Origin of the sequence: Exiguobacterium sp. Leaf196, assembly GCF_001423965.1 — a bacterium.
Taxonomy (GTDB): domain Bacteria; phylum Bacillota; class Bacilli; order Exiguobacteriales; family Exiguobacteriaceae; genus Exiguobacterium_A.
On record NZ_LMPV01000008.1, the window covers coordinates 132,631 to 157,621 of the forward strand.

A 24,991-nucleotide genomic window follows, 5' to 3' on the forward strand; every position below is an offset into this window, starting at 1 on the left:
CATAAAAGACTCGGTCGCCGATTTAGCGACCGAGTCTTTTGGTTGATGAAAGTTAATCGTAGTGACGCCGTGCTAATCGTTCCTCGTGTTCTTGTTTGACTAGTCGCTTATTTTTTTCGTGCAGACGTTTCATGAACGGAGTCGTTTGCCAGGATGGTGCCCAGTCAGATTCTTTTCCGGCACGGAGCGCGAGGATATAATCATAGCTCTGATGAAGTCGTTCAATCATCTCTGTTCGGACATCGCAAATGTGACCGTGTCCGGGAATCAAGAGTTTGACTTCATATTCATAAATGAACGACTCGAGTAGTTCGAGTGTCGTCAAATATTCAGAGGAATCGTGTTCAATCAAAGGGATTTCAACATCGGAAGCATAATCACCGCAGACTAACAAGTGAAGTGGCATAACGATGAAGGAAAGGTGAGTCGCTTCATGACCGGGCGTCATAAAGAAGATCAGCTTCGTCTGTCCAATCGTCAAAATCGTTTCAGACTCATGGATCACATGCGTCACATCTGGAAATAGCACGGGGGAGTCGATGTAAAATTCATCGTTAAAGTCTTGAACGGCTTTGAGCGCTTCTTGTCGATCGACATCGATGAACGGTTTAGAAGCGATGACGATGGCATCCGTAAAGGCGTAAGCACCTAAAATATGATCAAAATGAGCATGCGTATAGACGACATATAATGGTCGTTCACGACGCACGATTTCAACGTCTCGACGAATCGTTGCAATCTCATCAGGAAGCCAGCCAGGATCGACGACAATCAGACAATCAGGCGTCTCGATCAATGTTGAGGTCGTTTTCATAAGTGTACTTTGATAAATCGTCACGCCAGGCATTTTCATCTGAATCATACGAATCCTCCTTTACGAATCTCTATCTATATCGTTGTATACCCATAAATTCGTTGGAATCATCAGCAGAACCAATAAAAAAGACGACTCGCACGCCGCGAGTCGCCTGCCCTCTAGAGGGAAATGGTCCTAGACCTATGTTATGTCATAATTGGAGCGGGTGAAGAGAATCGAACTCTCGTCATCAGCTTGGAAGGCTGAGGTTTTACCATTAAACTACACCCGCGTATTGGCTACATGAAATATAGTAGCATAGCAAAGAGAGCATTTCCATAACTTTTATGAAAAAAGGCAATTTCTTTTGAGATTCAGTGTACAATAATACTAGTTAATCGTTTACACTGGTAATCTTGATTTGTAATATGGGTAAAGTTGGGTAGAGGAGAGAGTGTCTGGTGAATGAAGTAAGAGTTTGGAGCGAACAGCCGATGGGAAAAGGATGGGAAGCAATTTGTCATCACCAATTCGATCGTCATCGCTTATTGATAGGAGAGTGGTTCCATAACGTAGGTGTACTTGCTTTTTCCATCAATCAAGATGCGGATTTGCTACCGGATGTCCTTCCGAACACATTCGATCTGCCGCTCGTCTCGGAACGTGTGCAGCGAGTCATTGCAGCATATGCGCCCTTTTCTGTACAATGTCTCAAGGTACATCTTGAGACGAAGGACGGAGTGGTTCCGTACTATCTTCTCAATCTCTTATCTGTCAGTCGGATCGAACATTTACATACGACGGATGTATTCCGTCCGATTCCGAGACGGCGCGTCTATTTTTTGACAGAGCGACGAATCAGCGATTCGATATGTCCGCATCATCTTATGCGAGATGAGCGAACACATCGCATGTTCGTCTCTGCTCAACTCGCTCGACAATTCGAGCGTATGGCTGTGACGGGTATTCGCTTTGAAGAGATACAACGAATGGAGGAATTCAAATGAAACAGTACACAGTCGATCATTGGATCACGCTAGAATATCCAAAGGTATTTGAATATCAAGAAGAAGAAACATACGTCAGTTTTTATTCAACAGACGAAAATGCAATGGGCACGCTACAATTATCCATTTATGAGTCCGATTCAGAAGAACTGACACCGTATGAAGCGGCAGAACAAGAAATCAATCTGTTGGTAGAAGAGTTCGGCATCGAACTAACGGGAGCACTTGAAGTCCGCCGTAATTCAACAAAAGAAGCATTGCTAGCAGTAGACGGGAAAGAAGAAGATATCTTCTTACGCATCTATGCGTATTCAGACGGGGAACGGCTAGTCCTATTGACATACTCCGCAGAACGCGAGACGCTTGAAATCGAGGAAATCGAAGCGATGATTTCTTCACTAACTTGGATTCAATGAAGTACACAATAGATTGTTCAAAAGGCAGCAGATCCTTGGATCTGCTGCCTTTTTGTATCGATCGATATGACTTAAGAAGAACGAGAAGATGAGCGTGTAGCTGCAGGGTTGACTTGTTTATTCAACCAGCTCGCGATATCTGCGAAAACGCGGATACGTTCGAACTCATGGAAGAGCTCGTGGCGTAACCCTTTATAAATCGTCAGCTGTACGGCATCGACACGAACACGGTTATACATATCGAACAGATGATGGACGCCTTTTCCGTCAAATGCGACCGGGTCATCGCCACCCGCAATGAGCAACAGTGGTAAGTGACGCGGATGCTGATAGATGGAGGCAAGTGCGTTGACGAGTTTCGTTGCGTGCAAGAGTTCATGGAAGAACCCGAGTGTGACCGTTTGACCGGATAACGGATCTTCATCATAGCGCATGACGGATTGTGGATCCGAAGAGAGCCAGGCATTTTTCGATAGTGCCGGGAAGAAACGTAGATTATAGCGTCCGAAGACCAGTTGTCCGAAACGTTCAGCAAGATGTGTAGAAGAAAGCTGATTGATTTGGCGTTCGACGAGCTTTTCGCTGATGTTACCGAGTAAACCTGTGCTCGTCGGAGGGCCGCTCGCGATGATTCCTGCTACCGTGTGACCGAGTGTTTGACCAATCCGGCGAGCGATCAACGAACCAAAACTGTGACCGAAAATGAATACTGGTAACGTCGGGTAACGTTCTTTGATGTCAGAGACGAGTTCTTCTGCGTCCTGCATCAATTGATTAAAACCTTGATTCGGTTCAAGATGACCGAGTGTCCCGCGCTGTGCAGCTTGAGTTCCGAAACAGCGCAAATCTGCGATGATCGTGTGGTAATGATGAGCATAGAGGAATTCTGCGAATTCCTCATACCGTGCGCCATGCTCCATCATCCCGTGAAAGACGATCACGACTCCTTTCGAATCATGTGCTTCGAGGCTATGCAATGTCGTAGTATAGCCGTCAGAGGCTATCCAGTGTGAATGATCAATCGTCATGTAACTCATCCTCTCATTAAGAAAGTCCGAATACCTGTCCGTCTTCCGAAACGCCCATATGGAAGGCAGCAGGAACCGCGGGTAATCCCGGCATCGTTAATACATTCCCAGTCAATGCAACGATGAATCCTGCACCAATCGATGGTCGGATTTCACGAACTGTAATCGTGAAGTCTTCGACACGACCATACCGAGCGGGGTCATCGGTTAAAGAAAATGGCGTTTTTGCCATACAAATCGGTAAATGATTCAATCCCATCTCCGTACACCGTTCGAGTTCGCGGAGGGCTTTGTCTTCAAAATGAACGTCGGCTGCGCCATAGACACGTTTTGCGATACGTTCGATCTTTTGACGAAGCGGCAACTCGTCAGGGTACAGTGGACGGAACTGGCTTGGTTCCTCAAGTGCTTGCATGACTTCCGCGACGAGTGCTTCACCGCCGGCACCGCCTTTACTGAAGACTTCGCTTTCCGCCACACGAATATTTCGTTCCTGGCACCATGTCAAAATCATGTTCCGCTCGGCTTCCGTATCGGTAAAGAAACGGTTCAAGGCAACGACGGCAGGAACACCGAACAAGTTCATCGTCTCAACGTGTTTTTCAAGTAAAGCAAGACCATCCGTTAAGGCAGCGAGGTTTTCTTCGCTGAGTTGTGTTCTGTCTACACCACCATGCATCTTCAAGGCACGAACCGTAGCGACGATGACGACGGCATCCGGATGGAGTTTGCCAATCCGAGATTTGATATTGAAGAATTTCTCAGCTCCTAAGTCAGCGCCGAATCCTGCTTCTGTGACAACGTAGTCACTTAACTTCAACGCGGTTTGTGTAGCAATCAAAGAGTTGCAGCCGTGCGCGATGTTCGCGAACGGTCCGCCATGAATCAATGCCGGTGTTCCTTCGACGGTCTGAACGAGGTTTGGGCGGAACGCATCTTTTAGAAGTAACGTTGCAGCTCCTGATGCTTGAATATCCTTGACCGTAACCGGCTGTTGATCGTACGTATACGCAACGACAATGCGGCTCAGGCGTCGTTCGAGATCCGTGATAGAGTCTGATAGACAGAGGACAGCCATGATTTCGGAAGCGACCGTGATATCGAAGCCATCTTGACGCGGAACGCCATGTGCAGGACCGCCGAGACCAATCGTAACTTGGCGCAAGGCACGGTCGTTTAAATCAAGCACACGTTTCCAGACGATACGGCGTGGATCAATGCCAAGAATGTTGCCTTGATGCAGGTGATTGTCGAGCAAGGCACTGATTGTATTATGAGCAGATGTGATCGCATGCATATCACCTGTGAAATGGAGATTGATCTCCTCCATCGGCAGGACTTGGCTATAGCCACCACCACACGCACCACCTTTTAATCCCATCGTCGGACCAAGTGAGGGTTCCCGTAAACAAATCATCGTCTTATGGTTTGCTCGGTGTAGTGCTTGTCCGAGTCCGACAGTGACGGTTGATTTCCCTTCACCGGCAGCCGTTGGATTGATAGCAGTGACAAGAATCAGTTTGCCGTCAGATTTCGTTGCCAACCGGTTCAGCAGCCCGTCTGTCAACTTCGCTTTATACTTTCCGTACGTATCAAAATCTTCTTCTTGCAAACCAATCCGATCCGCGATTTCTCGAATCGGGCGTAAGACAGTTTGTTGTGCGATTTCTAAGTCAGAACGAATGGTCTTTTCCATGGTATCGACTCCCTCTTTGATTGGATCTCTCTTTTTTCTAATAGTAGCCTATCTAGTGTGAACGCGCCAAAAGAAAACGTTCAATATTTTCCACCCAATGGGTCAAATGGTGACGTGTTCAAGTGTAAGTGAAAGACGTACTGTAGAGTGGAGGAGGGATGAAACAATGACATCTGGACAAAAGAAGTGGAAACGCGGTCTTGATTTTTGGCTCTTCGTCGGACCGGTCTTTCTTGTATTCGCAGTGATCGTGCTTGTACCGTTTTTCAATGGCGTCATGTATTCGTTCACGGACTGGAATGGTGTAACAGGAGAATTAAATTGGATCGGCTTTGATAACTATGTCCGTCTCTTTACGAGTGACGAGCAGTTTCAGCAGTCATTTTGGTTGACGACGAAATATACGGTCGTCGCCGTCGTCTTAACGAATGTCGTCGGTTTCATCTTGGCGTTCTTATTGACACAAAATATTCGCACACGTAATTTCTTACGGACAATATTCTTTATGCCGAACTTAATCGGTGGATTGATTCTCGGATTCGTCTGGCAGTTCATCTATGTCAAAGGCTTTGCATCAATCGGTGAATTGACAGGGTGGAGCATATTTGAACTTCCATGGTTAGGAGATGCCCGAACAGGGTTCTGGGGTATCGTCATCGTTTCAATTTGGCAAGGTGGCGGTTACATCATGGTCATCTATATCGCGGCTCTACAAAACGTTCCTCAAGAGCTGATTGAAGCAGCAAAAATCGATGGTGCCAATCGTCTATCGACGTTACGGAACATTACGTTGCCACTGATTATGCCGTCCGTCACGATTTGTCTGTTCTTAACGATTTCGTGGTCCTTCAAGTTATTCGATACGAACTTGTCACTAACGAATGGTGGACCCTTCAAATCGACCGAAATGCTTGCTTTAAACATTTACAAGGAATCGTTTACGAATAATAATCTTGGACTCGGTTCAGCGAAAGCAATCATCTTCTTCGTTGTTGTTGCGGCGATTACAGTCACTCAAGTCTATCTGACGAAAAAACGGGAGGTGGAAGCATGAGTACGGCACAACCGTTACCTACTCCGCAAGAGGAGAAACCAAAGCGCTCTAAAAAGGCGAGAGGTCGTTATTCACTCCGTCTTGGAACGGTCGAACTAGCAGCCTTATTGATGGGGCTTCTGTATATGATTCCGTTTTATTACGTCGTCTCGAATTCATTCAAGACGCAGGGAGATATCTTTACGAACACATCGGGTCTACCAAAGGAATGGATGACTTCCAACTATTCAGAAGCATGGGAAGCCATGAACTTCGGAAAAGTCTTTTTAAACTCCGTCATCATTACAGTCGGTGCTAATGCGGTCATCATCATCTTTTGTTCGATGGCAGCCTGGAAGCTTGTCCGTACGAAAACACGTTTGTCGACGATCATCTTCTTCTTGTTCGTTGCCGCGATGATCATTCCATTCCAATCAATCATGATTCCTTTATCGAAACTGTCTGGGGATCTTGGATTACAGAATAGTTATTGGGGACTGATTTTGATGTACCTTGGTTTTGGTTCTGGACTATCGATCTTCCTGTATCATGGTTTCATGAAGTCGATTCCTGAAGAAATCGAGGAGGCAGCAATCATTGATGGTTGTTCACAATGGGGTGTGTTCTGGCGCATCGTCTTCCCATTGCTCAAGCCGATTACAGTGACGATCATCATCTTGAACACGCTGTGGATTTGGAACGATTTCTTATTACCCTCGCTCATGTTACGAGATGTCGATTTACGGACGATTCCTCTCGCGACGTTTTACTTCTTCGGACAGTATACAAAACAATGGGACTTGGCTCTTGCCGGACTCGTGCTTGGGATCATTCCGTTGTTGCTATTCTTCTTCGCCCTGCAAAAACAGATCATTCAAGGGATTACAAGTGGATCAATCAAATAATTTTTGTAAGCGCGTTCTCGATTCTAGGAGAACGCTTTTTTTATGTTTCATGCATCAGATTAATCTGATAACTTTTATTTTTTTTGAAAAAAAGGCTTTTCAAATACTTGCGACCTGTTGTACGATGTTCTCAATTCAATTGTAACAACGACGTTGAAGGGAAGAGTAACACCTTGTACGACCGTATAGCGAGCTGGGGATGGTGAGAGCCCAGTCGGAAGCAAGATGCGAAGAACCTCCCGGAGTCGCTACCCGAACCCGAATGTCAGTAGGCGTAGCCGGAGTTGCCTGTCCGTTATCATATGGCCGAAGATGAAGTGATTCGTCTTTTGAGTGAGCAACATCGTTGCTAACATGGGTGGTACCGCGGAACCGAGTCTTTCGTCCCATATTCTTGGGAAAGAAGGGCTCTTTTTTATGGCTTCTTTTTCAAAACACAATTGAGGAGGAACATCACCATGACAACACTCGTATCGATGAAACACACACAGGAAGCAATCACACTCGTAAAGAAACGCTTTGAGGAACGCTTTTCGACGACACTCGGATTAACACGTGTTGAAGCACCATTGTTCGTAGAGAGCACACTCGGCGTCAACGACCATCTCAACGGCGTAGAGCGCATCATCCGCTTTGATGCACTAGATCACACGACAGATCTTGAAATCGTCCAATCCCTTGCGAAATGGAAACGTCAAGCGCTTCACACATACGGATTCGAAGCTGGAGAAGGATTATACACATTGATGCATGCGATTCGTCGTGATGAGATACTTGATGCGACACATTCCATCCACGTCGACCAGTGGGATTGGGAACGGGTCATTACGAAAGAACAACGGACGAGTGCCTATCTAAAAGAAACGGTACAAGCGATTTATGCAACGATTCGTCAAGTCGAGCAAGAAGTGGAAGCAGAGTATGGCATTTCAGCGATCTTACCGGAAACGATTCATTTCATGACAACACAGGAACTAGAGGATGCCTATCCAACGCTTTCAACAAAAGAACGTGAAACAGAGGTCACGAAGGCATACGGTGCTGTTTTCTTGATGCAGATTGGTGGCGCGCTTGCTTCGGGAGAGAAGCATGATGGTCGAGCGGCAGATTACGACGATTGGACACTCAACGGTGACATCTTAGTACATCACCCAGAAATCGGAGCATTTGAATTGTCTTCAATGGGAATTCGTGTTGACCGTGAAGCGCTATTAAAACAGACGTCCATCGCTCAAGAAGAGGATAAATTGGCTTTCCCGTTCCATCAAGGTGTGCTCGAAGAGCGTCTGCCGTTAACGATGGGTGGAGGGATTGGTCAATCACGTATGGCGATGTTCTTATTGAAGAAACGTCATATCGGCGAAGTCCAAGCTTCTGTCTGGTCGGAAGAGACTCGTAAAAGTCTTCAAGCTGAAGGTATTCACTTGCTCTAACATATATTATATATAGTAGAAAGCGTCAAAGGAATGATATTTTAAGTAACGAAGAGCACACTTCCATTCGGAAGTGTGCTCTTTTTTTAAAGGTCATAAGACCTCAGGCGGAGGAAAAGCGTGTCAATTCTTGATAGAATGGGGATAACAATAAATAAGAAAGAGGTGAAAGCATGTCTTCTCTATTAATCGTCGGAATACTCATCCCCATTTTGTTCATTGCGTTTCTTTGGTTCAACATTAAAGGTTTACGAACAATGTGGCGGGATTATAAACGGACAGGCTCAATCGTTGCACTCGGCTTTTTCATTGTCGGGGTCATCGGAATTTTCACAGGTGTCTGGACAACTCTAGTCGTCATCATTTATTATCTCCTCCGTCCAGCGAGAGGATGAACGGAGGGTTACTCGTATGTTGGAATGGTTATTTTCGGCCGGAGAATCCAATCTCTGGCTGTTTTTAGGAATCATGATCATTGGTCTTGGAACAGAATTGATTCCAGCAGAAGTCGGATTACCGCTACTCGGTTTATATGTATCGAACGGAACAGTCAGTTGGACAATTGCTGTTCTCGTCGGCTTTCTAGGGAGTTTGATGGGGGCGACAGTCTTTTATCTCTTAGGGCGTTACGCAGGTCGTCCAATCCTTGTACGATACGGAAAATGGTTACTGATCAAAGAAAAAGAAATTGAGCAGGGTGAGCGAATCGTCGGAAAGTATGGAACATGGTCCGCGTTATTTGGACGATTCTTCCCTGTCGTTCGTTCAGTCGTCTCGATTCCCTGTGGTCTGTTTGGTCTTTCATTCAAGCGCTATCTACTCGCTTCAAGTATTGGATTATTTCCGGTCTCTTTCTTTTACATCTGGGTCGGGGAGCGATTCGGAGTAAAGCGAGCGGAGTCAATGCTTAAAGGGCTAGAGCAGGAGTTATGGTGGATTTTAGGCGGAATCGTCGTAATCCTCGGCGGGTACATCCTGTATCGTCGCTCTAAAGCGAAACAACACGGACAGACGCAAGACGTAAAAACGAAGCAACAGAATAAATGAAGGGGTCGACAAAAAGTCAGTCTCTACAAAGATAAGGGTGGCAGAATGATGATCTGCCATCCTTATCTCATAAAAAAAGGACTCGTCACACGCGACACCTACAGGAAAGGGCGTGAAAAGACGAGTCCTTCTTTTTTTTGAGTAAGCCCGGGATTCAAGCAGGAGGAAACAAGAATCGCTTCAGCGACTTAATACGATGTTTAGGCGTCAGCAGTAACAGTTGATCATTGCCTTCAAGAGCAGTGTCGCCACGGGGAGTAATGATATGATCATCGCGAATGATGGCGGTAATCAAAAACTCTTGCGGTAGATCGATTTCTGATATCGTCGTTCCGATGAACGGATGGGACATCGGTAACGTCAATTCAATGATTTCTGCGTTCGGTTTACCGATCGACATGAACTCAATGACCGTATGGATAGCAGAAGTCTGTGTCTCGTTGAGACGTAACCGTTCGGAAAGGAATGTCAACATACTCCCTTGAATCAGTGTCGATAGTAGAACTGTAAAGAACACGATATTGAAAATCATCGATGCATTCTCGATGTCGGCAACGAGTGGGTATGTCGCAAGAATGATCGGTACCGCTCCTTTTAGACCAGCAAAAGAAATAAAGACCTTCTCTTGCCACGAATAACGAAACGGCAATAAGCTAATCCAAACGGACAGCGGTCGAGCAATGAAAATCAAAATCAACGCAAGGGCAACGGAAGACAGGATAACCCGGATATCGAGCAATTGTTTCGGGAAGACGAGCAACCCGAGAACAATGAACATTCCGATTTGAGCTAGGTGTGCCATACTCATCGTAAAGCGGACGAGCGTCTGACGGTAGACGAGTTCATGATTACTGATATAGATTGCTGTCACATAAACGGCGAGAAATCCACTAGCATGAAATGTATCAGCTAACCCGAAAGACAAGAAAGCAAACGACATGAGTAAAATCGGATAAAAGCTCGAGGAAGATAAGTCAATCCGATTGATCAAGGTTGAAGCTGTCCATCCAATGAATAGACCGATTAAAAGCCCCATCGACATTTCCCAAACGAGTGAACTGAGTCCCATCAAGAGTGATGCTTCTTCAGGATTCGTCACGAATTCAAGGAATAAGACGGTCAAAAAGACAGCCATGGGGTCATTCGTTCCAGATTCAACTTCGAGTGTTGACCCTACCTTACGTCGGATCGGTTGTCCACTTAAGACAGAAAAGATGGCAGCAGCATCCGTCGATCCTACGATTGCGCCAAGTAAAAAGGCATTCGCCCAACTGAAGCCAAGAATGTAATGGGAGGCAACTGCAACGATGGAAGTAGCAATGAAGACTCCGAACGTTGCAAGAGAAAGCGAAGGTGCGAGCTCGTGTCGCACTTCTTTCCACGCTGTTTGCAGACCACCTTCAAACAGAATGATGATCAGAGCGACAGTTCCAAGAAGCTGGGCAAGTTCCGCATCGTCAAAGCGAATGAAACCCGTAATATCACTTCCGGCAATCATACCAAGAGCGATAAAAATCAATAGAGCAGGAATATTCAGACGACTTGATAACTTCGTCGTCCACACAGCGGCGAACAATAGTATACCAATCAATAAAATCGTGAATTGTAAGGACATGGCATCAAGCTCCTATTCAATAAAGAATCTTCTAGTTTCATGATACAACAATCCCGATGAAAAGACTCGGATAACGATTGTTCAATATTTTCCACCACACCGGACAACTTTCTCTCTCTTCATTGCAAACGTTTTCATTTATTGTGAAGGTGTAGCACGTAAATGAAACGAAATCAGGGAGGGAATCCGAATGCGTAAAAGAAGATGGGCAGCATTACCTGTCGTCACAACGGCGATGGTCGTCGCTTTGGCAGCATGTGGTGGCGGTACATTGAATAGCGATGACTCGAAAGATAGTGGTTCAAAAGATGGTAAGACGCTCAACGTATTCCAATTCAAGGCTGAAATCGCAAAAGACATGGAAAAAATGGCAAAAGCGTATGAGAAGGAGACGGGGACGAAAGTCGTCGTACAAACAGTTGGTGGTGGATCGGATTATGGTGCTGCCTTGAAGTCGCAGTTTGCCTCTGGGAATGAACCGGATGTCTTTAACAACGGTGGCTTTACGGAAGCAAAAACATGGCAGGATAAATTAGAAGATTTGTCAGACGAAAAATGGGTCGGTGATCTAACGGACCTATCAAAAGAGCCGATGACGATTGATGGAAAGTTATACGGCATGCCGATGAACCTTGAAGGATACGGCTTCATCTACAACAAAGATATCTTCAAAAAAGCAGGCATCACAGAGCTTCCAAAAACATTAACGGAATTAACGGATGCATCTAAAAAGTTGAAAGCAGATGGTGTGACGCCGTTTTCGATCGGATATGGAGAGTGGTGGATTCTTGGAAACCACCTAATGAACATTCCGGTCGCACAGCAGGATGATCCAGATCAGTTCATCGCGGACTTGAATGCTGGAAAAGCTAAATTCGAAGATAACAAACAGTTCAAGGAATTCATGAATCTGTTTGATTTGACGATTAAGTACGGGAATAAAAATCCGTTAACGACGGATTACAACACACAAGTTTCTCAGTTCGCTGAAGGTAAGACAGCGATGATTCAACAAGGGAACTGGGCACAGCAATTGATCACAGATGTGAATCCGGATATCAATATGGGCTTCATCCCGATGCCAATCAATGACGATAAAGAAAAAATGGATCGTCTCCCTGTTGGCGTACCAAATAACTGGGTCGTCAATAAAAACTCGAAGAATAAAGCAGAAGCGAAAAAATTCCTCGAGTGGATGGCGACATCTGATACAGGAAAAGACTACATGGTCAACAAATTCAAGTTTATTCCGGCCTTCAAATCAATCGAAGCAAAAGATTTAGGACCGCTTGCGGATGATATCCAAGCGTACTCGAAAGCTGATAAAACGATCTCATGGAACTGGTTCAAGTATCCGGATGGTGCAGTAAACGAGTTTGGTGCGATCATGCAGGCATACGTCGGTAAGCAAAAAACAGCTGACGAGATGCTACAAGATTTCACGAAAACATGGGACAAAATGAAGAAATAAGAAGTGATTCAAAAAAACATGCCTGTTCCGATCAACTGACGGAACAGGCATGTTTTTTATTATAGGAAAAATAATTGGATGAAGAAGAGAAGCGCAAATACATAGATGAGTGGATGGACGCGCTCTTTTTGGATGGCTTTCATGATCGGATAAACGATGAAGCCGAATGCGATACCGGTTGCGATGCTACCGGATAACGGCATGATCAAGATGACAAGGAAAGCTGTGAAAGCTTCACTGAAATCATCCCATGGAATCTGTTTGATGTTTTGAATCATAAAGGCACCGACTAGAATCAACGCGGGTGCGGTAATCGCGGGAACACTTGAAATCGATTGAACGAACGGTCCAAAGATGGCAGATAATGCGAAGAGTATCCCGACCGTCACGGACGTGAGTCCAGTCCGACCACCCGCAGCAACACCTGCTGCAGATTCTACATAAGCAGTTGTTGGACTTGTTCCGAACAAGGAACCGGCAACCATCGCAGTCGAATCAGATAATAGTGCGCGTTCACTATTTTTCAATGATCCATCTTCTTCAATCAATCCAGCTTGTTCACCGACAGCGACCATCGTACCTGTCGTGTCAAACATCGTTACGAGCACGAAGGAGAGGACGCCGCTGAATAGCCCGTACTGAAATACGTCCTGAATGGCGTTGAACGGATTAGTGATGATCAATCCTTCCGGAAACGTTGGTAACGCGACGAAGGAATCTGAGAACTTTAATTCACCTGTCAAAAATGCGATCACACCAGAAAGGATCATGGCGTAAAGGATAGCTCCTGGTACCCGTTTGATCGTCAAGATCGCAGCAACTAATAACCCGATGAGTGTGATCAGCGCTTCTGGTGACGTCAAGGCACCAATCGTGACCAGTGTATCTTCACTACCAATGAGAATTCCTGACATCTTGAGACCAAGTGAAGCGATGAAGAGACCGATTCCACCCGTGATGGCAAGCTTTAAGGTCATCGGAATGATTTCGATCAGTTTCGTACGGATCGGCGAGAGTGACAACAATAAGAAGATGACACCAGCGACGAACACGACTGAAAGTGCTGTTTGATATGGAATTTTTTCACCGACGACAAGTGTATATGTGAAGTACGCGTTGAGTCCCATTCCGGGTGCGACTGCGATCGGTAGATTCGCATAGAACCCCATTAAAAGTGTACCGATCAATGTAGCGATGATCGTCGCAGAAAAAGCTTGGGCTTGAGGGATACCGGCATCTGCTAAAATCGTCGGATTGACGAGCAAAATGTATGCCATCGTAATAAACGTTACAAATCCGGCTTGAATTTCACGTTTTACGGTTGTTTGGTGTGCGGCAAGTTTAAACATGGATAAAAGAACCACCTTCATAACAAATTGATTAAAAGACGAACATTGATGATATTATAGTAAAATTCATTCGGAATCAAGTCGAAAGAAAAAATAATTTATTATTGCAATCCTGAAAGAGAATATCAGGAAATGATGTAAGCGAATTCAAGGTTATGATACGATTGATTACAAGAAAAAGGATGGGGGCGCCTTTTATGAAAAGTATCCGGACACGTTTGATTCGTCTCGTTGTCTTAGCGATCTTAATTCCGACAGCCCTCGCGACTTCGATTTCCTATCTTTATGTACGACACCAGAACATCGAACAGGCAGAACATTCTAGCCTGAACGTGTTGACTCGGGGAAATACACAGGTGACTCATTATATAGAGGATATTCGACGTCTATCAACGAGTTTATATGCGAATCGCTCGTTGATGAACATCATGCGTGTCGGAGCGGATCAGGAACTAGACGAATCCGATGGAGTCGTCTCGCGGGCGATGTTAGGTCTATTTTTATCCCGACAGGATATTGAACAGTTACATTTCGTCATCTTGAATGGCTATTCAGAGTATTCGGTCTACAATATGAAAACGACGAGTCGAGGAACATTTGATTGGATGCAAGAAACGGATTATTTTCGATTAATGAAACAAAAAAACAGTTGGTTGATTGACGGAGCTCACCCGATCGAACCGTACAATGTGCATACGATGATTCTCGATGAGAAACAAGTCGTCAGTTTTCGTTATCGGATTGATCGTGTCGAGACGGATGAGCCGCTTGGGTTCCTCTCAGTCGATATTCCGGTTCGGGTATTTGAACAGCAATTAAAATTGTTCGAGAATGATCCGGATGAGTCGCTGTGGCTGATGACCGATCAACGTGTTCTGGCACAGACTGGAGCAAAGATGGACCTACCTACCGACCAATTCACTGGACAGAGCGGAAGTCTACGTGTCGGAAAATCGTTCATCGTCTACTCGAAAACGATGACGAACGGAATCCCGTTGACACTGATCAAACGGATTCCTTATGCATCCGTCATCCAAGGGGCAAACGAGACGGCATTGATTCTCGTACTGATTGGTCTCGCTTCTCTTATCGTCATGATTATTGCCGCGAGTCTGGTTGCCATGCAAATCACGAAACCGATTAAACAGTTGACGGCAAACGTCTGGCGAGTCGAACAGGGTGATTTATCGGCACCGTTCGTTGCCACGACGAATGACGAGATTGGATTACTCAATCGTCAGTTCCAACGCATGATTCAACGGATCGATCGTTTGATTAAACGGGAATATCGATTGGCGCTCGAAAATCGGACGAATGAGCTTCGAGCCTTACAATCTCAACTCAATCCTCACTTTTTATTCAACGCCTTGCAATCGATCGGAACGACGACGTTACAAGGGGACCGGAAGATCGCGTACCGCTCCATCACCGGATTATCGCAAATGATGCGTTACTCGATGAACAATGAACAAACGATCGTAACGTTAAAACAAGAAGTCGATCATCTTCAAGCATACATCCGTCTGCAACAGCAACGTTTTCCTGAGCGATTCCGTTATATCGTCGACGTCCCTTGGCACCTCAATGACATTGAAGTACCAAAGATGATCTTACAACCGTTTGCTGAAAACTATTTCAAACACGGCTTCCGTCAACAATTAGCGGCGACAGAAAACTATCTTGCCTACAAAGTACGGACGGATGGTGGACGTCTCATCATTCAAATCGAGAATAGCGGTGCCGTCCTTGAAACAGGACGACTTGAAGAAATTGATCGAAAAATGCGTATGCATCGTAGTCCAGAGGATCTCGAGACGAGCGGGATCGGTCTCCACAATATCTACGAACGTCTCTTGATATTTTACGGGGAGGAAGCAAGTATGACCCTCTCTTCTCCAGTGACGGAGGGAGGATTCAAAATCGTGATTCGGATTCCATATGAAAAGGGGGATTTGGCATGAACGTATTGATCGTAGATGATGAACGACATGTACGAGAAGCGGTCAAACTGCTCGGAGAATGGGACAGATGGCGTGTTTCAAACCTATACGAGGCGGAACATGGGGAAGAGGCAAAACGTTTACTGGATACCGGAACGATCGATTTAATGCTGACCGACGTCGAAATGCCTGGACTGGACGGATTAACGTTACTGGAATGGACAAAAAATCATCATCCAAAGGTCGTCACGATCGTGCTGACAGGGTATGATGATTATACGTATATGCGGCGTGCCATTTTGCATCAATCCTTTGATTATTTATTGAAGCCAGTTGATCCAGATGTACTCAATGATGCCTTGTCCCGCGCGATGGAATGTATCCATCCGGTAGTGGAATCAGGGGAAGCGATTGATCAAATCGCAAAATACATCGAAACGCATTATGCGGAAGAATTGACACTACAATTCATGAGCGAACGGTTTTACTTGAGCCGAGAGTATATATCACGACGCTTCAAACAGCGTTTTTCTGTTAACTTATCTGATTACATTCAAACAATTCGTTTGAATCGGGCGAAGGAATTGTTGAGCGAGACGGAAGCGCGTATTTATGAAATTGCGCTTGAAGTCGGATATCAGGACGATAAGTATTTTCGGAAAGTGTTCAAAAAACAATTCGGTGTCACACCGAACGAGTTTCGTGAATTGTTGTCGATTTAAACGACTATCGAGGAGGAATCGTACATGAGTGTACACATTAACGCAGCTGAAGGACAAATCGCCGAAACGGTCTTACTTCCAGGAGATCCGTTACGGGCTAAATACATCGCCGAGACGTTTTTAGAGGATGTTGTTCTCTACAATGAAGTTCGAGGAATGTATGGTTTTACAGGTACTTATAAGGGTAAAAAAGTTTCTGTTCAAGGAACAGGTATGGGTGTACCATCGATGTCAATCTATGCGAACGAACTCGTTCAGTCGTATGGTACGAAAAACTTGATTCGTGTCGGTACTGCTGGTGGCATTACTCCAGACGTTAAAGTCCGCGATGTCGTTATCGCAATGAGTGCTTCACATGACATGGCACAAAACCGCGCTCGTTTTAACGGATTAGACTACGCACCGACAGCGTCTTTTGATCTGTTGCATAAAGCCTATACAGCCGCAAAAGAACAAGGCATCGATGCAAAAGTCGGTCAAATCTTCACGACGGATCAGTTCTATCAAGATGATTTTCATCATTTCAAAAAATGGGCAGATTTCGGATGCCTCGCAATCGAGATGGAAGCAGCAGGACTGTATACGCTCGCTGCGAAACATAAGGTAAATGCATTGACGATTTTGACGATTTCGGATCATCTGTTGACAGGGGAAGAAACGACATCGGAAGAGCGTCAAACGACATTCAACGACATGATGAAAGTCGCGCTCGAGACAGCGATTCAATTATAAAGAGCAAGACGGAGAATCCTCTCCGTCTTTTTTCATATCGAAAAAGAGATATGGTAAGATGAAGGCAGTGTTATAGACCAGTTAAAGGAGAGATTCTCGGATGGAAACAACGATGACAGAGACAGTTCTTTCAGAACGCTTGCAATTACAACGGCACTTTTTCCGGACAGGGGCAACACGCAGTCTAGCCTTCCGCTTAAGTATGTTAACGTTCTTACGCCAAGCAATCGAAACACATGAAGCGGCGATTTATGAGGCATTAAAACAAGATCTCAATAAAGGACAGCATGATGCGTTCACGACGGAAATCGGATTCGTTTACGGAGAGATTCAACGGATGGAGAGACAACTCCGTCGACTGGCAAGACCAAAACGTGTCGCAACACCGCTTCTGCATATCGGGTCGAAAAGTGAAATCCAATACGAACCTTATGGCAATGTGCTTGTGATTGCACCATGGAACTATCCCTTCCAGCTCGCACTTGCTCCTGTCATTGGTGCGATTGCAGCCGGGAATACGGTCGTCCTTAAACCATCCGAGTTGACACCGAATGTCTCTCGCGTATTACGAGAAGTCTTTGAAACGGCATTCCATGAACGATTCGGAATCGTCATAGAAGGGGATGCTGAAGTCAGCAGTGCCTTATTAAACGAGCGTTTTGACTATATCTTCTTTACGGGTTCCACACGCGTCGGAAAAATCGTACATCAGGCTGCGGCGAAGCACCTGACGCCTGTCACGCTTGAACTAGGTGGAAAATCTCCGACGATCGTGCACAAGGATGCAGACCTTCGTCTAGCAGCGAAGCGGATCGCATGGGGAAAATGGTTGAATGCGGGACAGACATGTATCGCTCCGGATTATGTATTGATTCATGAAGACGTCAAAGAACGCTTCTTACAACTGATAGAAGAAGAAGCCTTCAAACAGTACGGAAACGGCGTAGGCGTCTCTTCATACGTTAAAATCGTATCGGACGATCATTTGAATCGTTTAAGCAATTATTTAACGCAAGGAACGATCGAATTCGGTGGACAAGTGGATCCGGAAACACGCAAGATGGCGCCGACCGTCATGACTGGTGTAGTAACGGATGCCCCATTGATGCAAGACGAAATCTTCGGACCGATCCTACCAGTGTTGACATACCGTGAAATCGAAGAAGTCATCACATTCGTCAACGATCGCGATAAACCACTTGCACTTTATCTGTTTACTGAAAATAAAGCCGTCGAGCATCGCGTCCTTGAGCGAATTTCGTTTGGTGGTGGATGCGTCAATGACACATTGATGCATGTCGCACAGCACCACTTACCATTTGGTGGAGTCGGAGCGAGTGGAATGGGTGGATATCATGGCAAATATAGTTTCGAGACGTTCAGTCATCGGAAAGGAATCGTCAAAAATACGACGGCATTTGATTTACCGTTCCGCTACATGCGAACAAATAGCAATTCCAAATGGATGCGCTTTTTGTTATGATGAGCTGTGATTAATTGACTTAAGAAGGAGCTCTTCACTTGAAAGATCAAGTAAAACAGTGGATGAAACGAACAGGCTTGATTGAACGCGGTCTTCGTACCGTCATGAGAGTCTTTACATGGTTGCCACAAAAACGTAAGCGAATTCTTTTCGAGAGTTTTCTCGGAAAACAATATAGTGACAGTCCGCGTGCCATTTACGAATTGATGCGCGCGATGCATCCGGAGTGTGAGTTGATTTTCAGCAAGCAACGTGGTGTTGCATTTCCACCAAATGTCAAGACAGTAGATCGGTTGACGTTCCGCTGGATTTATTTACTTGCGACGTCACGGGTCTGGGTATCAAACAGTCGGTTACCGGGTTGGTTGATCAAACCGGAAAAAACGTTTTATCTCCAAACTTGGCATGGCACACCGCTCAAGAAACTAGCGCTTGATATGGATGATGTCCAAATGGCGAATACGACAACCGAACGATATAAACAAGGATTTAAGCAGGAAGCAGCAAAATGGTCTAGCTTAGTTTCACCCAATACCTATTCCAGTTCAATATTTAGACGGGCATTTGCATTTGAAGGTGAGATGCTAGAAATTGGGTATCCTCGAAATGATATATTTTATCAAGAGGCGCGACATGCTAAAATCAAAGAAGCAGTATATCGCCACTATGATATTGATCATTCAAAAAAAGTCTTGTTGTATGCACCAACTTGGCGAGATAATGCATTCGAAGGTCAAGGGAAATATTCATTTGAGCTACCTTTTTCGCTAAATGAATTTGAAAAGCGATTTGGGGATGAATACGTTCTGCTTGTCCGAATGCACTATTTAGTCGGAAGTCGTCTCGACGTCACTGTTTATCCATCCGTTCGAAATACATCGGACTACCCGGATATCGCGGAGCTCTATCTGGCGTCGGACGCCTTGATCACGGATTATTCTTCTGTCATGTTTGATTTTGCGCACTTATCTCGTCCGATTTTATTCTATACGTATGATTTAGAACATTATCGAGATCAGTTGCGTGGATTTTACTTCGATTTTGAGCAGGAGGCACCGGGACCATTGTTGTCGACTGAAACAGCACTGTTTGAAGAGCTGAACCAGTTAGATGATTGGCACACACGGTATGCGTCAGCATTTCGAGCGTTCCAAGAGACGTATTGTCAATGGGATGATGGACAGGCTTCAGAACGGGCGATGAAGACGATTATAAAGAGAATTCACGGATAAAAGGGAGAGCAGAATCATGAAGAAGGTTATTACGTACGGAACATTTGATTTATTACACTGGGGTCACATCAACATCTTAAAACGCGCAAAAGCGATGGGAGACTATCTTATCGTTGCGATTTCAACGGACGAATTCAATCGTTTGAAACATAAGCAGTCCTACCATAATTTCGAGAATCGAAAGATGATTCTTGAAGCCATCCGTTATGTGGATGAAGTCATTCCGGAAAACAGCTGGGATCAAAAAGTAGAAGATGTGAAGAAGCATAACGTCGACCTCTTCGTCATGGGTGATGATTGGAAAGGCGAGTTCGATTTCTTAAAAGAGCATTGTGAAGTCGTTTACCTTAGCCGAACTGAGGGTATTTCTACGAGTCAGATTAAAACGGAATTAGCTTCGAAGTGATTGAAGAGGAGACCACACGACGACGTGCGGTCTTTCTTCGTAGAAGGGCAGGATGAAAGTGGTTAGAGAAGGAATCGTATGGGTCTATTTATTGTTGTTTCGTATTTGTTATGGTGTCTTTCGGTTGTTACCGCTTCGCCCCGTCACTTTATTTTGGATGACATACGGGGATAACGCAAAACCTGTTAATGATCGCTTGGCGCAGGAATTGCCAAATGAGAAACGGTATCTTGTATATGATCACCATTTCATGAAGCAGCCGGATTTATGGAAGTCAGACCGAATGCTTCGCTTTCGTCGATTACGGTTCGTCAGACTCGCATATTTACTTGCGACCTCCCGGACGGTTTTCGTCGATAATTATGTTGCGGAATTCAGTGTTGCTAAAACGCGACGTGGAACACGACGTATCCAGCTATGGCATGCCGGCGGAACGTTAAAGCAGTTTGGACTAACTTCTTCGAAAAGCCTGTTCGTATCGGAACGGATACGAAATCGGTTCCGACGTGTCTATCAGGAATATGGTGATTTCATCGTGCCGGGGATGCGTTGTGCGACACAATTCATGGCACCGCATGATTTAAAACGATCTCATTTTAAACCGTTCGGCATGCCGCGGACGGATTATTGGTATGATGAGGTTCAGCGGGAACATCGGGCGCTTGATTTAAAAGAACGTTATGTAAAACCCGACCGCCGGATTCTATTGTATGCCCCGACTTACCGCGAATATAAAGGAACGGAAGATCACACGATTCAACAATTTGAACAACTGGCTAAAACAGGCTGGACGATTCTTGTTAAGTTACATCCGACGATTCGAGCGCTTTCGACCTATCGTTCCGCCCATATACATCTTGTGGATGACACGTATCAGATAAATGATTATTTGCTCATCACGGATGTTCTGGTGACCGACTATTCGTCGATTCCATTTGAAAGCTGTCTTCTTGAGGTTCCAACGTTCTTATACACACCGGACATCGATACATATCGACAACTACCAGGACTTGTCGATCAGTATCCAAAACCATTACCGGTGCGACAGACGGAGCAGATTGCGCAATTGATGGAGTGGATCGTGTCTGACGCGATACTTGAAGAGTGCCGTCAGCACATGCAAGAATTCCAAACAAGTTGGTATGATCACCCACCAGGTCAAGCAGTTGAACGAATCGTTCATCATTATTACGGAACAGGTATGTAATACTATATCTGACGATTGCTTTAGTTTTAGAAAGCGGTCGTCAGATACTTTTTCAAAAATAATGTGAAACATTGAACAAATTTTGACAATCTTTTGAAAATCCATTCTTTTGAACTGTGATGTTCTATACTAAGAGCAGAAGAAAAGGAGAGGAGAAATGGATATGCTGACTTGTGGAACGACTGAAGCGAATACATTCATCTTATCACCTGAGACAAGAACGTTACTAGAGAGCTTCATGACGGAAACGACGTTCAAAAAGGATTCCATCGTCTGTTGGGAAGGGGAAATGAACGACAAGTTGTTTTATGTGAAACAAGGAGGCGTCAAACTATCGAAGTTGACGAAAAAAGGCAGTCCATTACTCATGTTCTTATATTTCAAAGGGGATCTATTTGGTGAATTTGATGTAGGAGAAGCTTTTCCGAGTTCATACAGTATCGAGACGATGGAGGATAGTATCATCGGTTTCCTCTCAAAAGAAAAATTAGAGGAACTCATGAGAAAGGATGGTACTTTTGCGCTTGAAATCATGCGGTGGCAAGCATTGATGCGGAAACAGACGGAGACTAAATTGCGCGACTTGCTATTGTTCGGAAAACCGGGTGCGTTAGCTTCGACGTTACTTCGTCTCATCGCGATGGAAGGGGAACAAGTAGGAGAAACCTACCGTCTTGCAAAACGTCCATCCGATGGGGAGTTTGGTCAATTGATTGGCGCACCGCGTGAAACGGTCAATCGGATGTTCTCCCAGTGGAAAAAAGAAGGTGTCATTTCGATGACGCCAAAAGAAATCATCATTCATGATGCACAATATCTGCGTGATCTGTGTCATTGTGAAGGATGCCCAGCAGGTGTTTGTCGAATTTAATAGATAGTGTACAAACAATTCAAACGTGAAGCAGAATTTTCTGTCTCATGTATGGATTGTTTTTTTTGTAGATGAGTCGTGCCTCCTTCTCTTGTTCAGATGTGAACTTTTTGTGTGTTTTTAGAAAGAAAAGTGCGGATTCTTCACATTTGAAGTGATATATATCACAGTTTCCGAACTTGCTGAATTCTTACAATAAAGACAAGTTCAAAGCAGGAGAGGAGTAATCACCATGGACCAAAAATCAGAATCAAACCTCAAAGGAACATTTATTGCCGTCCTGATCGTAGCAGGTATCATCATTGGGATGTGGAGCTCAATCTTTCTATTATTCTTATCACGGTAAGGGGGAGTCACAATGCATATTCATCGTCTAGAAAAAATCTGGCTGATTTTTGGAGCAGTGATGCTTGGCGTCTTTTTAACCATCATAGGCGTATCCGCTTTTGCATCCGGAAATCAACCGCCATCCGATGCAACATTGATTGATCCGACGAAAGTTGATCAAACGAAACCATTCGACAAGCCAGGACTAAAAAAAATCGATGACGACCGATACGAAGCGATCATCGTCGCACAAGCGTTCCAATTCACACCAAAAGATATGGTCATTCCCAAAGGGGCAACGGTTGATTTTTTGGTGACATCAAAAGATGTCGTCCATGGCTTTGAAATTGTCAAGACGAATGTCAATATGATGGTCGTTCCTGGTCATATCAATTCCATTGAATATACATTCAAGGAAGCTGGCGAGTATTTGGTCGTCTGTAATGAATACTGTGGATCGGGTCATCATATGATGGCAACCAAAATCAAGGTGGTGGAATAAGATGAATGCCATTTCAAAAAAATTAAGACAGTTCGAGATGGAGCGTGGTCTGCCTGCTACCGTCATCGGAATTAAGGAAGCGAAGCTCGCTTTCGCACATGTTAGTTTTTCACTCGTTGCCTTATTGATTGGTGGTTTATGTGGATTGTTGCAAACGATGGTGCGGACAGGTGTCATTCCAGAAATTGCTGGAGTCGGCTACTATGAGCTTCTCACTGCCCACGGGTTAATGCTTGCGATCGTCTTTACGACATTATTCATATTTGGATTACTGTTTTCATTTTTAGGTCAATCCTTTGGACGTTTCGAAGACTTTCCTCGACGTCTCGGGTGGGTTGGATTCTGGTTCATGATCCTTGGTGTCATCCTCGTCACATGGATGGTACTTGCAGGAGAAGCTTCCGTCCTCTATACATTCTATGCACCACTCAAGGCACATCCAGTATTTTATATTGGACTCGTCATCTTCGTCGTCGGAACGTGGATTGCTTCTGGTGCCATGTTCCGTATGTATGCTGATTATAAACGGGAACACCCTGGCGTTCATCCACCACTTCAAGCATACATGAGTATTATGACTGCCTTATTATGGGTGGTTGCGACACTCGGAGTAGCAGCGACGATTCTCTTTCAGCTCCTTCCCTTATCCCTTGGTTGGACGGATAAGGTCGGAATCGAGCTATCCCGGACGCTATTTTGGTACTTTGGTCATCCACTCGTCTATTTCTGGTTGTTACCTGCCTACATCGTCTGGTATACAGTCATCCCGAAAATCGTTGGTGGAAAGGTTTTTTCTGACGCGTTAGCACGTATGTCATTTTTATTGTTCCTCCTCTTTTCGTTCCCGGTTGGTTTTCACCATCAATTGTTAGAGCCGGGGATTTCTGCTTTTTGGAAGTATGTCCAAGTCGTCTTAACGTTCCTCGTCATCATTCCATCATTGATGACAGCCTTCTCGATGTTTGCGACTTTTGAGTTGGCGGGTCGTCGGAAAGGGGCGACCGGGGTATTTGGTTGGGTGAAAAAAATGCCGTATCGCGATGTACGTTTTCTTGCACCGTTCATCGGGATGTTGTTCTTCATTCCTGCAGGTGCAGGTGGTGTCATCAACGCATCCCATCAACTAAACATCATCGTTCACAATACGTTATGGGTCACAGGACACTTTCATATCACGGTCGGTGCCGCTGTGGCATTGACGTTCTTTGGAACGGCTTACTGGCTTGTCCCGCTCTTACGTGGTCGAACGTTAACAGCGGCAATGAATCGTCTTGGGCTTATTCAAACGGTTGCCTGGACGATCGGAATGCTCTTCATGTCGACAGCAATGCATATCTCAGGTCTACTCGGTAATCCACGACGGACGGGTCCTGCCGCCTACTTCAAAGATTCGATCGTCGCTGACTGGATTCCATATCATGTCGCCATGGCAATTGGTGGGACGATTTTATTCATCTCGATTCTATTGTTCTTGTATGCGATGTTCCAACTTGCATTTCGTACACCAAAAGGAACGGAAGAATTTCCGATTGCTGAAACGGAAGAAGAGGCGATGGCAACGCCACTCTTCTTTGAAAATTGGAAGCTATGGATTTTTGTAACGTTCGCTTTGATTGCGTTTGCGTACACAGTACCGATTTGGCATATGATTGAAAACGCCCCTCCAGGCGCTCCGGGATGGAAGCTTTGGTAATCGTTTCGTACAACATCAAAACCCCGAACGGTCTCTGACTAAGAGACGATTCGGGGTTTTTGGCATGCGCTTAAAAGAAT

24 protein-coding genes, 1 tRNA gene and 1 other annotated feature are annotated in these 24,991 nt (G+C 45.0%); of the genes, 19 read left to right on the forward strand and 6 right to left on the reverse strand.

Going from position 1 to position 24,991, the window contains the following annotated elements; all coding sequences use genetic code 11:
- Positions 1 to 52 precede the first annotated feature (52 nt).
- Both ASG02_RS11445 and ASG02_RS11450 read right to left on the reverse strand, forming a co-directional pair.
- Positions 53 to 862 carry an MBL fold metallo-hydrolase gene (locus ASG02_RS11445; protein ID WP_056063552.1) on the reverse strand — a complete coding sequence of 270 codons (810 nt, stop codon included), beginning with the start codon at positions 860 to 862 and terminating at the stop codon, positions 53 to 55.
- Positions 863 to 1,014: 152 nt separating this feature from the next.
- Positions 1,015 to 1,088, reverse strand: a tRNA-Gly gene (locus tag ASG02_RS11450).
- A 169-nt stretch (positions 1,089 to 1,257) separates the two neighbouring features.
- On the opposite strand from ASG02_RS11450, the gene ASG02_RS11455 reads away from it, so the two are divergent.
- Together ASG02_RS11455 and ASG02_RS11460 are read left to right on the forward strand one after the other, a co-directional pair.
- Positions 1,258 to 1,803 (forward strand): hypothetical protein, encoded by a 546-nt coding sequence (locus ASG02_RS11455; RefSeq protein WP_231496925.1) that lies wholly within the window; start codon positions 1,258 to 1,260, stop codon positions 1,801 to 1,803.
- Positions 1,800 to 2,219, forward strand: coding sequence for a hypothetical protein (locus ASG02_RS11460; protein WP_023467229.1), 420 nt, complete (start codon positions 1,800 to 1,802; stop codon positions 2,217 to 2,219). Before ASG02_RS11455 ends, ASG02_RS11460 begins: the two co-directional genes overlap by 4 nt.
- Positions 2,220 to 2,290: 71 nt before the next feature.
- Here the strand turns inward: ASG02_RS11460 and ASG02_RS11465 are convergent, their stop codons facing one another.
- Both ASG02_RS11465 and ASG02_RS11470 read right to left on the reverse strand, forming a co-directional pair.
- Positions 2,291 to 3,247, reverse strand: coding sequence for an alpha/beta fold hydrolase (locus ASG02_RS11465; protein WP_235514033.1), 957 nt, complete (start codon positions 3,245 to 3,247; stop codon positions 2,291 to 2,293).
- Positions 3,248 to 3,263: 16 nt separating this feature from the next.
- The gene (locus tag ASG02_RS11470; RefSeq protein WP_035412576.1) at positions 3,264 to 4,943 is read right to left on the reverse strand and encodes a formate--tetrahydrofolate ligase; all 1,680 of its coding nucleotides are present in this window, start codon (positions 4,941 to 4,943) and stop codon (positions 3,264 to 3,266) included.
- Between the two features lie 166 nt (positions 4,944 to 5,109).
- Between ASG02_RS11470 and ASG02_RS11475 the strand changes: the two genes are divergently transcribed.
- From ASG02_RS11475 to ASG02_RS11495, 5 genes are all read left to right on the forward strand, one after another.
- Positions 5,110 to 5,997 carry a carbohydrate ABC transporter permease gene (locus tag ASG02_RS11475; protein WP_052019165.1) on the forward strand — a complete coding sequence of 296 codons (888 nt, stop codon included), beginning with the start codon at positions 5,110 to 5,112 and terminating at the stop codon, positions 5,995 to 5,997.
- Positions 5,994 to 6,881 (forward strand): carbohydrate ABC transporter permease, encoded by an 888-nt coding sequence (locus tag ASG02_RS11480; RefSeq protein ID WP_035412579.1) that lies wholly within the window; start codon positions 5,994 to 5,996, stop codon positions 6,879 to 6,881. The genes ASG02_RS11475 and ASG02_RS11480 overlap by 4 nt, the downstream gene beginning before the upstream one ends.
- Before the next feature lie 144 nt (positions 6,882 to 7,025).
- Positions 7,026 to 7,273 (forward strand) — a binding site (T-box leader).
- 66 nt (positions 7,274 to 7,339) lie between these two features.
- Entirely contained in the window at positions 7,340 to 8,314 is a 975-nt protein-coding gene (asnA, locus tag ASG02_RS11485; RefSeq protein ID WP_035412582.1) for an aspartate--ammonia ligase, read from the forward strand.
- 173 nt (positions 8,315 to 8,487) lie between these two features.
- Entirely contained in the window at positions 8,488 to 8,709 is a 222-nt protein-coding gene (locus ASG02_RS11490; protein WP_035412585.1) for a hypothetical protein, read from the forward strand.
- Positions 8,710 to 8,725: 16 nt separating this feature from the next.
- Positions 8,726 to 9,361: a DedA family protein gene (locus tag ASG02_RS11495; protein WP_056063558.1), complete on the forward strand. Its 636-nt coding sequence runs from the start codon at positions 8,726 to 8,728 to the stop codon at positions 9,359 to 9,361.
- A gap of 154 nt (positions 9,362 to 9,515) precedes the next feature.
- On the opposite strand, the gene ASG02_RS11500 is transcribed toward ASG02_RS11495, so the two are convergent.
- The gene (locus ASG02_RS11500) at positions 9,516 to 10,976 is read right to left on the reverse strand and encodes a potassium/proton antiporter (RefSeq protein WP_056063560.1); all 1,461 of its coding nucleotides are present in this window, start codon (positions 10,974 to 10,976) and stop codon (positions 9,516 to 9,518) included.
- 190 nt (positions 10,977 to 11,166) lie between these two features.
- Between ASG02_RS11500 and ASG02_RS11505 the strand changes: the two genes are divergently transcribed.
- Complete coding sequence (locus tag ASG02_RS11505; protein ID WP_056063563.1) at positions 11,167 to 12,447, forward strand: ABC transporter substrate-binding protein; 1,281 nt, start codon at positions 11,167 to 11,169, stop codon at positions 12,445 to 12,447.
- A 59-nt stretch (positions 12,448 to 12,506) separates the two neighbouring features.
- Here the strand turns inward: ASG02_RS11505 and ASG02_RS11510 are convergent, their stop codons facing one another.
- Positions 12,507 to 13,796 (reverse strand): NCS2 family permease, encoded by a 1,290-nt coding sequence (locus tag ASG02_RS11510; RefSeq protein ID WP_056063567.1) that lies wholly within the window; start codon positions 13,794 to 13,796, stop codon positions 12,507 to 12,509.
- 197 nt (positions 13,797 to 13,993) lie between these two features.
- Here ASG02_RS11510 and ASG02_RS11515 point away from each other — a divergent pair, with 197 nt between their 5' ends.
- From ASG02_RS11515 to ASG02_RS11560, 11 genes are all read left to right on the forward strand, one after another.
- On the forward strand, positions 13,994 to 15,757 hold the full coding sequence (locus tag ASG02_RS11515; RefSeq protein ID WP_035412597.1) for a sensor histidine kinase: 1,764 nt from the start codon (positions 13,994 to 13,996) through the stop codon (positions 15,755 to 15,757).
- On the forward strand, positions 15,754 to 16,458 hold the full coding sequence (locus ASG02_RS11520; protein WP_035412600.1) for a helix-turn-helix domain-containing protein: 705 nt from the start codon (positions 15,754 to 15,756) through the stop codon (positions 16,456 to 16,458). The genes ASG02_RS11515 and ASG02_RS11520 overlap by 4 nt, the downstream gene beginning before the upstream one ends.
- A gap of 24 nt (positions 16,459 to 16,482) precedes the next feature.
- A complete protein-coding gene (deoD, locus tag ASG02_RS11525; RefSeq protein WP_056063570.1) occupies positions 16,483 to 17,190 on the forward strand; it encodes a purine-nucleoside phosphorylase in 708 nt (235 codons plus the stop codon).
- Positions 17,191 to 17,290: 100 nt separating this feature from the next.
- Positions 17,291 to 18,673 (forward strand): aldehyde dehydrogenase, encoded by a 1,383-nt coding sequence (locus ASG02_RS11530; RefSeq protein ID WP_056063576.1) that lies wholly within the window; start codon positions 17,291 to 17,293, stop codon positions 18,671 to 18,673.
- Between the two features lie 62 nt (positions 18,674 to 18,735).
- A complete protein-coding gene (locus tag ASG02_RS11535; RefSeq protein ID WP_056063684.1) occupies positions 18,736 to 19,905 on the forward strand; it encodes a CDP-glycerol glycerophosphotransferase family protein in 1,170 nt (389 codons plus the stop codon).
- Positions 19,906 to 19,921: 16 nt separating this feature from the next.
- Positions 19,922 to 20,311 (forward strand): glycerol-3-phosphate cytidylyltransferase, encoded by a 390-nt coding sequence (gene tagD / locus ASG02_RS11540; protein ID WP_035412608.1) that lies wholly within the window; start codon positions 19,922 to 19,924, stop codon positions 20,309 to 20,311.
- A 52-nt stretch (positions 20,312 to 20,363) separates the two neighbouring features.
- Positions 20,364 to 21,518 carry a CDP-glycerol glycerophosphotransferase family protein gene (locus ASG02_RS11545; RefSeq protein ID WP_056063580.1) on the forward strand — a complete coding sequence of 385 codons (1,155 nt, stop codon included), beginning with the start codon at positions 20,364 to 20,366 and terminating at the stop codon, positions 21,516 to 21,518.
- Between the two features lie 163 nt (positions 21,519 to 21,681).
- Positions 21,682 to 22,389: a Crp/Fnr family transcriptional regulator gene (locus ASG02_RS11550; RefSeq protein ID WP_056063687.1), complete on the forward strand. Its 708-nt coding sequence runs from the start codon at positions 21,682 to 21,684 to the stop codon at positions 22,387 to 22,389.
- 232 nt (positions 22,390 to 22,621) lie between these two features.
- Entirely contained in the window at positions 22,622 to 22,735 is a 114-nt protein-coding gene (locus ASG02_RS15615; RefSeq protein WP_155960209.1) for a cytochrome C oxidase subunit II, read from the forward strand.
- 12 nt (positions 22,736 to 22,747) lie between these two features.
- Positions 22,748 to 23,218, forward strand: a complete 471-nt coding sequence (locus tag ASG02_RS11555) for a cytochrome c oxidase subunit II (RefSeq protein WP_035412613.1) — start codon at positions 22,748 to 22,750, stop codon at positions 23,216 to 23,218.
- A 1-nt stretch (position 23,219) separates the two neighbouring features.
- Entirely contained in the window at positions 23,220 to 24,911 is a 1,692-nt protein-coding gene (locus ASG02_RS11560) for a b(o/a)3-type cytochrome-c oxidase subunit 1 (RefSeq protein WP_056063582.1), read from the forward strand.
- The last annotated feature ends 80 nt before the right edge of the window (positions 24,912 to 24,991 follow it).